Raw genomic sequence first — 12,504 nt, forward strand, 5'->3', positions numbered from 1 at the left:
CGACATAATGCAAAAAACCTTCTACCTGCTAATTGCTTTAGTAATTTTTGGAAATGCCTTATGCTTTTCACAAGTTCGGGAAGGTTCAAAAGAGCGCTTGGAACAAGCGGTTGATTATGTATATACAGAAAATTACAAGGAAGCACTTGCACTATTAAAAACCCTTTTAGAATTAAGTACTCCGCAGGAACAGGAAACGGTTTTCTTCACTCAGGTCCTTTCTGAATGGATTAAAGTATATACAGCATTAAATAATTCTCAAGCGGCATTGCCAGCTTTAAAGAAAGCGCAAAATTATGTAAAAGAGCATCTGAGAGATCAGTATCTATTATTGGCCCGCTATAAAAATTTAGAAGAGGAAGTATGGATGGGCAGTATTAGTGCAAAGAGTTTACAACTGGCAGTTAGCTATTTTAAGGAAGCTGAAGCTTTAATAGTAAAATCAAACTTCAAAGATCCTGAGCTTAACCAGCACATTATGATTAATATCGTGAATACCGATACAAGGCTTGGTGATTACGATAATGCCGAAAACTACATTCAAAAAGCATTTGATCAGGTACAGGCACAAAATGGCACTCCTTTAGATATTGTTCCCTTTGCACTTCCCTATGTTCGAATTTTAGAATTGAAGAACATGTATGCTGAGGCTTTGGAAATGTTGATAACTATACGATCTATCCTGGATTCAAATCGCACACACAGCTATTACAATAGCTATTTTTTACAGTATTAGACCAGTTTACAAATCTTTATACCAGTACCGGTGATTATAAAAAAGCAATTCAAAGTCTTGAGTCTCAAATTGCTCTAATCGAAGAATCAGTTGGGAAGGATACTCAAATATATCTTGTGAAATTACGTGCATTGGGCAAGCTTTATTTAAAAGAGCAGGATTATGAAAATGCGGTTGCTATCTACCTGAAATCAAATGTGGGTTTATTGAAGCAAATTGAACAAATATTTCAGTTTACTGGCGAAAGCCAAAAGCAAAAGTACCTTCAAAGTTTAACGGAGTATTTCAATGAAATTTTAAGTTTATCTGATGAATTGACCATTGAACATCCGGAGTTAATTATTAGCGCTCTTAATTGCATTTTAACGATTAAAGGCCTGGTTTTAAATTCTTCGAAAGCGGTTATACGATCGCTTGAATACTCCAAAGAGCCAGAAGTTTTAAATCAGCTTGAATTATTTAAAACCTACAATGATTCCATTGCCAGACTACACGAGTTACCCTACGGGGCTTACACCTTTCTGATTCAGGATTTAGAAAAAGAACGAGATGCTATTGGGGCAGCTCTTAACCGCCTCTATTACGATGGGAAAGCAAATGAACCAAAATTTCTAAAGGATTGGAAAGTCATTCAGCGGAAATTAAATACATCAGAAATCGCAATCGAGTTTGCCCGATCCCCTGTGTTAGACGACGAAACAGGTCAAACTATAGATGAGCAATACGTTGCTTTTCTTATTAAAAGGGAATGGACTAATCCCAGAAGGATAAATGTTTTTCGGTTGGAAGATTTTAAAACCTTGTTTAACACATCACCTCAGGAATTATTTGCAAGCCGTGGTTCTAGAGTTGCTATAAATAAAACAAAAGCGCTTAATTATGAGCGGGCCTATGATCTAATTTGGGGTAACATCGCTCCATTTCTTGAGGGTATTAACCACATTTACTATGCACCTGATGGTATTTTACATCAGGTCCCCTTTGCAGCATTAACCACAAGAGTTGATTCTTCTTTATCGCATAAGTATGATTTGACTCAACTTGTAAACACCTCAGATATAAAAAGTGCCAAAGGCCTAATCACGATAGAATCTGCCATTTTGTATGGGGGAATCAATTATAACTATCCTTTGGAAGCTGATCAGTCAGGTAATTATACCTATTTAAGGAGACAAACCAATACTGAATTTGACTATACTAAAAACGAAGATCTTGTGGTTTCTAAATGGAACTTTTTACCGGGAACCAGAACAGAGCTTGATTCTATAATCAGGATTCTCAAAAATGAAGGTCTTCAATTTAAAAGCCTTACTGATGAGAACGGTACAGAAGCTGCATTTAAGCATTTAAATGGAGATAGCCCTCACTTGATACATCTTGCCACCCATGGTTTTTTTTATAACAGAGCACTGCCGCGAGTGGTTATTCAGGAACGTCATAACAATCCATATCTCTATTCGGATAATAAATTGATGCATTCTGGTTTGTTGTTCGCCGGTGCGAATTTTTCGTGGGAATATGGTTCGAATCCTTTTGAAGTTGAAAATGGAATACTTTCGGCTTTAGAAATTTCCCATCTTGATTTATCGAATACTAAAATTGCAATCCTGAGCGCCTGTGAAACCGGGCTGGGTTTTATTGAAGGGAGCGAAGGAGTTTATGGCTTAAAAAGGGCTTTTAAAATGGCAGGGGTAGATACCTTAATCTTAAGTCTATGGCAAGTTCCCGATAAAGAAACAGCCGAATTCATGCAGTTGTTTTATAGGTTTTGGATCACTGATAAAACTACAGTTCATAAAGCATTTCGAAAAGCCCAGCAGCAGATGAGGGTCGTTTATGAAAAGGAGCCTTACAAGTGGGCCGCTTTTGTTTTAATAGAATAAGGTGCTCCCAAAGTTACCACAAGCGGTAATTGAGCGCGATGTTTTGCGATCGGAAAGCCGGGGTTTGCCTGCCGTCTGAAAGTCGTTTTACTTCGTGAGAGACGTATTCCTGCAGTTCGTTTAGCATAATGGTCGTATCTGCATTAAGATCGGCCTTACGGGTTTTGATGCCATTTATAAAACTGTAGGTAAACAAGCCGTTATTCCACTGGTCTCCCTCGTAGGCAAACTCAGCACCTCCGGCTGAAGAAAGCACAAAAGCTCCCGAGCCGCGTCTGAGATCGGTAAAAATATCCAGATTGAGCCGCTCGTACTCATCGAGTTTTGATGCTTTGGTCGTAACAACAATAGCGCCACGCGATTTAATCACTCCGTCTTTATCTGCGTTATCAGCTGTGCTCAGGCTGGTAAATTCCGGTTCGAGTTCGCCGCTGTGGCAGGCGTCGAGAATGAGGATTTTAGAAAGCGCCGGGATTCCGTCAAGACTGGCATCCAGGGCTTCGTATGAAATCCCACCCTGAGCGGGATTGTCAAAGTTAGTCTGATTGCCAGCGAGGTAATACTCAAAATCTGACGTTAAAAGACCGTGACTGGCCAGAAAAACCATCACCACATCATCCCGCCCGGCCTTACTTACAAAGTTGCGTATTTTAGGAAGCACAGCAGGCGTAACTTCTTCATTTAGGAGCTGAAGCACGTGAACCTGATTAAATAGCTCATTGGTTTTTACTAATTGGGTGATATCACGGGCATCTTTAGCCGCATATTTTAAGTTGTATCCTGAATTTTTAAAACTGCTAACCCCTAAACTCACCAGATAGAGATCCTTTTCCTTTTGATCTTTAAAGCAATCTACAATAAGTGTTTCCTTAATGCTTTCAATACCTTCGGTATTCCGTACACTCACCTGAATGGTGTTTGAGCCGTTGGCTAAATCAATACGCAGTTCCTTTGCAAGTTTCTTCTTTTCCGCGTCAGCAATTTTAATGCCTTCAACGCCGTAAATAGGCACATTATTAATCCATATATGCAGGCTCTCAAGCTCACCGCCATTTGCACCGGCACTCAGGGTAAGTTGTAGTGTTCCAGTTGTGTTGGTCCCGCTGATGTTGTTCTGGTTTACAATGCGTACCTCCGGCAGCGTAGACTTAATCAGGGATTTGGAATTAAACCCCATTTTTTTAAGACGATTCTCGTAGAGTTTTTTATATGCCGCCAGCGTGGTGCTGTCAGCATAGCCCAGGCGTTCTAAAACAATATCAGGCCGGTTGTAGCGCAGATCAAATTGTTCGGGTTGGTAAATCTTTTCACCCTCGGCATACCAGGTGTATTTAAAGATATTCCGTGTACCCATAAAGTAATTGTCAGGATAGGCAATGATAAAATCGCCCTCGGGAAGCATCAATACAGAAGGCTGTAAACTGTCTTCTTTTGCGGTTTTGACAGCTACCAGATTGTCGTTTTCGCTGTAGGTAAATTTTGTTTTTTGTGGCGCATCCGGTTTATATTGGAGATAGGTTTCCAACGGGGTAATTCTGGAGGTTATTTTTGCAGGCGTAGCCTCAAAATCCATTCGGTGTAGGTGATTGGTAAGGCTGTCGTTAAAAAATACCTGATCGCCCAGACGTAAGAAAAGCTTTTGAGGCGGAGTGCCGATCCAGCGGTCATCAAGCACCAGATCGCTTTGTGTTTGAGTTTCCACGTCAATAAAGCTAAAGCTTAGATTTTTGGTTAAATCAGCTTCCACGTAGATATCGGGCATTTCCGGGTCCTGGGTGAGAACCTGGGGTAAATCGGTTTCAGAATTTATCGAAAAAATCTGGCCCTGACCTACGCGTCGGGTAGCAATATAGCGGTCAGAAAGGTATTCAAAATCATAAAAGAGGGAAGCGTTTTTTACTTCCAGAAACCTATAGTCTTTGGCATCAGGCGATGAGGTGTAGCGTATAGATGGTCCGTAGGTGTATTCTTCATCCTCAAAGCGAAAAGTATTTTCGTTTTCCTGAATGTCTTGCAAATAGATACTTCCGGTATCGGTTTGAAGGTGAGGCAGGAGACTGGTATTTTTAGCCTCGAGGAGTTTGCCTTTTTTGAGATCAACCGTAAACAGGATGTTGCCGTTCCGTTTAAAATGAACCTGTTGTTTTTCATGAATCAGGTCGTAGAAAAAGGTGTTTCGGATTTCTAAATCTGCAAGCCGGTCTGCTGAAGGAGTAAGGCTAATCGTTTTCTTTGCAGTGTGTAAACGCAAACCTGCGGGGCGTATAACCGTAACCGTGTCGGTTTTAAAAAACTCCTCACAGTCCCAGCAATCTGTTATACGTTCTTCCTGAATGCTGTCTTTTAGGACTTCCAGAAAATAGACCTTGCCGGCCTCTTTAAAATAGAGTTGATTGGGGTAATTTTTTAGCAGCCTAAAGCTTTCTGCTGCATATACCGAGCTTCCTCTGCCGGCCTTGTAGCCTACAACTTCGGTACCGGAATTGGTATAATAGAGCACATCGTAAAGCTGATCTTCAAACCGGCTTATGGGCAGGACTTTAAAGCTGTTGAGGTCAATTACCACATCTTTGCGACCTTTAGAGCCAAAGGTCCATCCTCCTGATTCTACATACGAATTGATCTGCAAGACTACCTTATGTTCTTCCGGAATAATGGTAAAGGCATCGCAGGCATTGGTTTCGGGCAGGGTGAGTTGTTGCGTAAACTCCAGTTTCTCCAGATCAAAGGCAATGAGTTCTATTTTATTTGATGATGTGATAAAAACCATCAGCAGATGATTTTTGAAAAAGGCAATATGTGAAATTTGTGAATAGGCCGGTTTAAGCGAATCGAGTGCATTAAAGCGGCTTTGTTTACCGGTTTTAGCATCAAAAACAAGGAGGCTGCCATCGTCGTAGACCGTTACCCATTTAGAATCATTAGCTCCAAATACATAATTCTTAGCCTGAAGGCTAAGCGCCCGTTGTTGAAATCGCAATTGCAACAGGCTGCGATTTAAATTGAAATCATGTTCTTGCAGTAGGGGGTGGGTCAGCGTATTGTAAACGGTTTGAGAGTTGGCGTCCAGTAATCCCAGAATGCTGCTTTTTTGATTAGCCAGGTTATACAGGTAAAGCGTAAGTTTTTTTTCTGCATTTTCCCGCGTATAGAGCATGAAGTCGCCGTCAGGATTGAGGGTTCCGTTGAGGTCAAAATGATCCTGTACCGCAGAGGGAAACGAGTCAAGCAGCAAGGTCCCGGTAGCGGAATCTAATACTGACACGGCGGAAGTGTGTTTGAAAATCAGGGTGTTGCCAGGGCCAAAGAAGACATCGGTTGCATACGTCTCCTGCGGGTTGAATGCGGCAGGTTTCTGCAGATCTATGCGCTTTTGGGTTCGATAGTCGTATAGAAAAAGATCTTCGCGGTCTAAAAAAACCTCTTTGCGTACGCTGCCTGTATCTAGACTTGTCAGGCTTTCGGTATAACTGAGCTCAGCACGTGCTTTGAATTCGTGAAAATCGAGTTTTTGTGTTTTAAGGTCGTAGCTCTGAATGCGCAGTTGCTCGCAATAGTTTATACAGCTCCTGATGATAATACGGTTTTCTGAATCAAAGTACGCAGCTTGCACAGGCTCTTCGAGCGTAAAACGTTGAATCTCATTCCCAGTATCCAAATCAATCAGCAGGTAAAAGGCATCAGGCTGCTTCTCGTCTTCGGTATTTATAATTTGTTGATAGCCCAGAATTTTACCTGATGGACTGATACTAACCCCCTGAATGCGATAGTCCTGAGCATCTGAACCTGAGGCGTTTTTGATTCGGCCCTCAAGACTTATATTTTTCAACACCACAAAATGCTCGAGATCCCATACGCTAAGTTCCTTAAAATTGTGTAGCACCAGACGGTTTTGGTTGGCATTTAGCGTACTTGCAGATCCCAGGTGGTAATCCCAGGTATTGAGACCAAAATTGGTGCGCAGGCTTGCCTGTTGAGCCAAGCAGGTGCAGGCTGTAAGCAAAATAAGGTATTTAATATATCTGAGCATACAGGCTTAGGGGTCTGATTTAATTTAGCCTTTACGCAGTTTTTTTAAGTATTTAAAGAGTGATTTGTTACGTTTATCTTTTGCAATGTTTTCAGGAAAATTACCTTTAGAATTAGACTCTTTAGCAAACGAGCGATTCATATTTAGCAAAAAATCAACGCTCTGCAAATTGCCTGTGGTAACAGCCAGATGCAGCAGATTGTTCTGTTCTTTATCTTTTATACTAGTATCTGCGCCGGCATCTATGAGCCTTTTTGCCCAGGTAAGATTAGCATTTATTATGGCTTCCTGAAGTGCAGTGTATGGCTTATCTGCCCCGGCATCGGGATAGAGATCGCGCTCCATCAGGATTTGATACAGACGCTCATCGTTTTGTTTAATCGCGTAATCTAGCAGTTCGCGGTGTTGCGCATCGGTGTAGGTTTCAAAAGTATAATCAAGTATGGCATCATACATCTCGTAGTTGCCATTACTTAAAGCCAGTACTTCCAGACGGCCACGGTCTAAGGTATAAGAACGATTAAAAATCCATTTGTAGGTTGCCCAGTCGTTAAAACGCTGGGTATTATTTGTTTCTATAGCATAGGCGATATTCTCATAGATACTGCGTATTAACAAATCGGTTGGTACCGAAGTTATCTTGTGTGCCTGGCAACCCGCGGTATAAACCGCACTGTCAAAAGTTACTGTTTTTACACAATCACATTCTTCATCATAGTAGTAATCACCGCTGTAATCCCCATTGAGGTAGGTTACAGCACCCCTAACCAGAATGCCCTCAATCCAGCCATAATCGTCAAAAACCGGTCCACCAGAGTTACCCGGGAAGGAGTCTATATCACTCTTAAACCAATTGGATGGCGATGCATCAACAACCTCCGCGTTTTCTGCAAATTTGAGCGGTAAACCTGTAGGCGAACCAATGGTATTTACACCGGTTCCTACAGCTATACTGCCGCTGGTTCTAAAGCGATACGGACGGCGGTCTGATTTTCGCTTCAGGCGTAAAATTGCATAATCATCATCGGTAGCATCATCAAGTTTAGCGCTTAATACTTCGGCTACCTCATAAATGTTATTAGGATCTAAAGGGATAGCGTGTGTGGTGGTATTGAATTGCTTGTCGCTGGTGTAATCAAAAACCCAAACATAAGGCTCAGCATCTTCCATCGTTTGTATGCAATGGCCGGCAGTTACCAGAATGTCTGGCGCGATAAGAAAACCGGTACAGTTAGCCAGCGCAGGCTGATCTAAAAACTGCACATTATCATCAAACTTTTCGGTTTCAAACATATAACTTAAGCGCTCTTCGAGTGAATAGGAATAAGCGATGTTGTTCTGTATACTGCGCTTATCGACCATCACGGCAGTAGCTCGCACAAAATCCTGATAACCTACTGCATCCTGTGCCTCTTTGCGATCATCGGGACCAAATACACCACGGGAGGTACTTCCGGGTTCACCAAAAGGATATTCAATAGCAGGTTCGGTATCCTGTGCGTATACAGCAGCAGACACAAGCAAAACAAAAATACTGAGAAGGGTAATTTTATTCATAAAGACTAGGGTTATAGAATGTTATTCTTTGGTTTCAACGATTTGATACAAAAACTCAGTCGCATAGCCATCTACTTTACCAGAAGTAGCAGCACCGGTGCCTCCACGGGTTTTTACATAGGTGTTAGCCAAAAACGACTCCAGCGGATTGGCGGTTCCTGCAGTAACACCACCGCGGGTTTGTACAGTTGACTTAAAGTTGATAGGGGACGGCGAGGCAAAACCTTTCAGCATCAGCTTTTCAAAAGGAGGGCCGAATGAGAAAATACAATCTTTAAACACCATAGTTTGTCCCGGAGCCAGTTTGCGCTCGTTGTCGTTTAGTGTACATTGATCATTGGGCATAAAGGGATTGATTTCTCCCTTACTATTGATTTCAATAATGCTGAAATACAGTTCGCGATCACTTTCATTGGTGACTTCAAGCACGACGTGATCCTCACCGGGAAGTACACTAAAAGTTCCGTTTGCATCAGCAAAAGCTGAAGGTTCCATCAGTTCGCCAAAGGTTTCCATCACGGGGTCGTAGCTAACCGGTAACAGACGGAAACTAAACTCGTAATCGGGATTTTGCATTTGCAGGTCTTTGAGGTATTGCCCCTGTGCGTAGTTAAAGAGTTTTTGCTTCAGATCGTCAAGAGCCGCAGTACCGCGGGACGCTTCAACCGCATCAACTTTCAGTTGACCGTTGGTCGCATTTAACGTATAGCCATTTTGATCACCGGTAATGATGACGGATGATTGCAACGAATCACTAACCAGGCTTCCCAGGCTGTTTTCAGTTAAAAATTGCTCGAGATCTTTGGATATGCTTTTTTCGGCTACGGAAGCATCCAGATATACCTGTAGGTTGATATCTCCATAGGTTTTTTCGTCAACAAAAACCCAGTATTCCTTTTCATTAGAGCCGGGTAAAGCTTTATCTAAAACAATATTGGCTTCATTGAATTTTGCCAGTTTTACCGTTCCCGTTGCCAGAATTTTGGAGCGGTCTAAACCGGTAGTTCCTGCTGGGAGAACAGCAACTGTAGTGCCTTCAAAAATACCCTGAAGTTTACCTGCCTGTATTTTAATCACATCGGGACGTAGCAGGGAGAGTATTTCGTGATAAGGCTCCTGTTTCACATATTCACCTTTAAAAATCTTATAATCAGGATTACCTTCCAGGGTTGGGGTTTGGTTGGGCGAAATCACGTTCATGGTAGCCGCCATTTTATTGTATAACTGGCGGTAGGTAAAATCACTTCCCAGTTCGGTCATAGCCTTATTGAAGGCATAGCTTAGTGAACCCACACCTTCATATTCATAATTGAGTTCGTTTGCCGATGCCCCGCTGAACAGTACAAAAGGAGCCGCATCCGGTTTGATTTGTGCGGTTTCGAGCATATCGCTGCCGGCTTTGGTTTTCTTTTCGTTTGGCTCCCAGCCTTCTGGTGCAAAAGTAGCGGCGCCGCCACGAGCTTTTCCGCCACGGGTTGCAGAGCCTGAGTGGCAGCTGTCAAGCAGCATTACCAGCTGGCCGTCTTTGCCCAGTTTATTTCTAAAGTTGGTAATGAGTTTCCCGAGTTCATCGTCACGTATATGATTTTGCCCGCTGTAGTTATAGCTCGGCCTTACAAAAGCATCATAAGGAACAAGGGCTTCGTCTTTATCGTCTATCTCTTCGCCATTGTCATCAGCAATTTGCTGACCGTGACCCGAATAGTGAATGACCACAATATCTCCGGGCTCAATGGTTTCATTTAAGCGCTCAAGAGCATTGATGATACCGTCGCGCGTGGCCTGGCTATTCAGAAGAATGGTGATATCTTCTTCAGTAAAACCCTGTTTGATAAGGGCTGATTTGATCAGCGGCACATCATTAGCCGAACTTATAGGGCTCCAACCGGTACTTGCCGGGTAATCGCCTACTGCAATAATCAGGGCTATTTTTTTAGCCTGAAGCGAAAATGAAAGAAAGAAGAGTAAGGATAAGAGTAGTATTTTTTGCATACGCTTGATTTTAATTAATATCAAATAAGCTGAAGGAGATCCCGAAGAAATACCCGAAATCATAGACTTTCTTGGTAAAATTATCCAGACTGCTCAGGCTGGTGGTCTGACCTGCTTCGAGACCGTCTGTAAGCCGGTCAACGGGACCATATGCCACACCTCCCGAAAGGGAAAGTCTGCTTTTACTACCTAAGAAAATGGAAGGCCCTAGTAAAAAGTTGACCCCGGTGATATCATCAGCCAGAGGAATTGAAAGTCCAAAGCTTCCGCCTACATTAAAGTTATCGCCTATTACGGGATAAAAATTGATCATGGTGCTGAGGTTTGGGATGAAGTAATCATTAGCGGTAGCACCAATGACTCCCTCCTCACTGATGAAAAAATCTTTGGATTTATCTCCAAAATTGTTCAGGGTAAGGGCCACACTGCTGTTTATCTTAAAGCCTCCTGTGGCAAAAAGTTTTAGGCTTCGTGTTTTGATGGTGGTAACCTCTGCATCGGTATCCTGACTTTCAGAAAAGCTACTTTGAACAAATTTAAGATTGATATTTACCTCGTCTCCATCCATCTGGTAATCGTAGGTGCGTTCAAATGACGCGGCCTCGAGCTGGGTGTAGAGGGATCGTATTTCATCAATAGATAAATGAGCCAGCTCTGCCGTATTGCTTAAGGTAGCCTTTAGTGCTTCCAGATTACTTATGGTTCGGTTTCGTTCTACCAGTTCTCCGCGCGATATATTGGCACTTGATTCCGTTGCCGCTTCAACCTGCGTGGCCATAGTTTCCAGATCTCCTGCAAGTTGCTGTTTGTCAGCATTTATAATTTTGTCCAGATTAGAGAGGTATAAATAGAAGTTTGCATCAGGGTCACTAAGACGTGCATCTGCCTGTTGGCGTGCCAGGGCTTTTACATTTTGTAAAATTGCTTCTTTATCGAGATTAGGATTGAGTAAGTTGGCCTTCAGCGTATTTTCTAAAGCACGTACTGCGGTCATTTTATCGGATAGTTCTGTAAAAGCATTGCTTAGGCTTGTGCCGCGGGAGGCCGAATCAAAAAAATTAGAATTGTTAAGGGAGGACTGACTCACATTAAGTCCCAGATTATCACCCCCCATCCCGCTTATACCACCCAGCAGGGAAGTGAAATTAAACCCCGAACCCGATGGGACTATGTCCTCCTCTTTAATATCAGCAATAACATCTACAGCAAAAGGATTAACATTAACAAGCTTAATCTCTACCAAACTGTTACGCTTGAGACGCGGTTTTGTAAGCGTATCAATTACTGCATTGGTATTATCTAAAGCGAGATAGGTTGCTGCTTCGGTATTGTAATCGTAAAGAATACGGTATTTTTCCTGGGCTTGAAGAGCAGACTGTGAAATAAGACAAAAAAAACAAATAATTCCAGACGTAAGTAGTTTGGTCATAAGGTTTAAGGTTAACTCAGGATTTGGTGCGATTTTATAGTGTTAAATATATTAACAATTTTCAAAGTATGCTATTTTAAAAAAGCATGAGTATTTAAAGGCAATGAGCTGCAGGATGTAGAAGTAAAAAGGTGGTTTGCAATGCGGTGCACTTGATCGTGGAGTTGGGCGGGCTAGCTTCACTTCACCGCAGTGACTCCAGTCCTGCAAGTATAACTGCCTGTCCTTGTAGTCCAGATGTCTTAAAACAAAAAGCCCATTCAAATAGATTTGATGGGCTTTTCTTATTTTAATCCATAACGCAGTTATGGGTGATCGTGAAGTCGGGCGGGTTTCCTTCAACTCGTTCCTCGTTCTCGATAAACTTCTCACCCGCCTACATTTAACTGATAACCTTTAACAAAAAATCCCCAAGCCGTTAGGCTCAGGGATTTTAAAGATCGTGGAGTCGGGCGGGTTCGAACCGCCGTCCAAACGGGCAACTCAATAGCTTTCTACACGTTTATTTGCCAATTGATTTTTGTGCAACAGCCGGTCGGCAACTACCAACTGCTACCTTATTCCCAATCAAATTTCGTAATGGCATCAGGACCCTGCCAAAACTAGGTCTACTTTTTCGGTACCCCTTGACGAAACGCCGTAAACCAGGGCTTTTCAGGGGTATCTTGGTGCCGTACCTCGTACGGCATTAAGCATATCCTACTGTGATTCGGATTACGCAGCCAAGGCGTAGTTAGACTCGCCGTTTAAAAAAGTGTGAAACCTGAGATTAACGAGCTGTGTCCCAGCGCTCGACGTGCTTACTATTCAATTAGACCCGCTGTCAAAACCAAATCGACCCCGAGTGAATTTAAAGTTCAAAGTTCAAAGTTCAAAG

The 12,504-nt window shown here is 42.5% G+C and carries 6 protein-coding genes, 1 other RNA gene and 1 pseudogene; 3 read left to right on the forward strand and 5 right to left on the reverse strand.

Features of this window, described 5'->3' with window-relative positions; translation table 11 throughout:
- The first annotated feature begins 7 nt into the window (after nt 1-7).
- The 3 genes and pseudogenes from CJ305_RS14845 (at nt 8) to CJ305_RS14850 (ending at nt 2,619) form a co-directional block, all read left to right on the forward strand.
- A complete protein-coding gene (locus tag CJ305_RS14845) occupies nt 8-736 on the forward strand; it encodes a hypothetical protein (protein WP_099647082.1) in 729 nt (242 codons plus the stop codon).
- 14 nt (nt 737-750) lie between these two features.
- A pseudogene (locus tag CJ305_RS19835) lies at nt 751-807 on the forward strand (hypothetical protein); the annotation flags it as partial.
- A 135-nt stretch (nt 808-942) separates the two neighbouring features.
- Nucleotides 943-2,619: a CHAT domain-containing protein gene (locus tag CJ305_RS14850; RefSeq protein WP_189319464.1), complete on the forward strand. Its 1,677-nt coding sequence runs from the start codon at nt 943-945 to the stop codon at nt 2,617-2,619.
- Between the two features lie 13 nt (nt 2,620-2,632).
- On the opposite strand, the gene CJ305_RS14855 is transcribed toward CJ305_RS14850, so the two are convergent.
- From CJ305_RS14855 to ssrA, 5 genes are all read right to left on the reverse strand, one after another.
- Nucleotides 2,633-6,649 (reverse strand): caspase family protein, encoded by a 4,017-nt coding sequence (locus CJ305_RS14855; RefSeq protein ID WP_099647084.1) that lies wholly within the window; start codon nt 6,647-6,649, stop codon nt 2,633-2,635.
- A gap of 24 nt (nt 6,650-6,673) precedes the next feature.
- Nucleotides 6,674-8,206 carry a trypsin-like peptidase domain-containing protein gene (locus tag CJ305_RS14860; protein ID WP_099647085.1) on the reverse strand — a complete coding sequence of 511 codons (1,533 nt, stop codon included), beginning with the start codon at nt 8,204-8,206 and terminating at the stop codon, nt 6,674-6,676.
- Between the two features lie 21 nt (nt 8,207-8,227).
- Complete coding sequence (locus tag CJ305_RS14865) at nt 8,228-10,198, reverse strand: caspase family protein (RefSeq protein WP_099647086.1); 1,971 nt, start codon at nt 10,196-10,198, stop codon at nt 8,228-8,230.
- A 10-nt stretch (nt 10,199-10,208) separates the two neighbouring features.
- A complete protein-coding gene (locus CJ305_RS14870) occupies nt 10,209-11,627 on the reverse strand; it encodes a hypothetical protein (RefSeq protein ID WP_099647087.1) in 1,419 nt (472 codons plus the stop codon).
- A gap of 440 nt (nt 11,628-12,067) precedes the next feature.
- Nucleotides 12,068-12,469: a transfer-messenger RNA gene (ssrA, locus tag CJ305_RS14875) on the reverse strand.
- Nucleotides 12,470-12,504 lie beyond the last annotated feature (35 nt).

The organism is Leeuwenhoekiella nanhaiensis (assembly GCF_002744755.1).
Taxonomy (GTDB): Bacteria; Bacteroidota; Bacteroidia; order Flavobacteriales; family Flavobacteriaceae; genus Leeuwenhoekiella; species Leeuwenhoekiella nanhaiensis.

Coding starts and splice junctions, on each gene's coding strand:
- CJ305_RS14865 (WP_099647086.1), bottom strand. CDS start 10,198: ATGCAAAAAATACTACTCTTATCCTTACTCTTCTTTCTTTCATTTTCG.
- CJ305_RS14845 (WP_099647082.1), top strand. CDS start 8: ATGCAAAAAACCTTCTACCTGCTAATTGCTTTAGTAATTTTTGGAAAT.
- CJ305_RS14860 (WP_099647085.1), bottom strand. CDS start 8,206: ATGAATAAAATTACCCTTCTCAGTATTTTTGTTTTGCTTGTGTCTGCT.
- CJ305_RS14855 (WP_099647084.1), bottom strand. CDS start 6,649: ATGCTCAGATATATTAAATACCTTATTTTGCTTACAGCCTGCACCTGC.
- CJ305_RS14870 (WP_099647087.1), bottom strand. CDS start 11,627: ATGACCAAACTACTTACGTCTGGAATTATTTGTTTTTTTTGTCTTATT.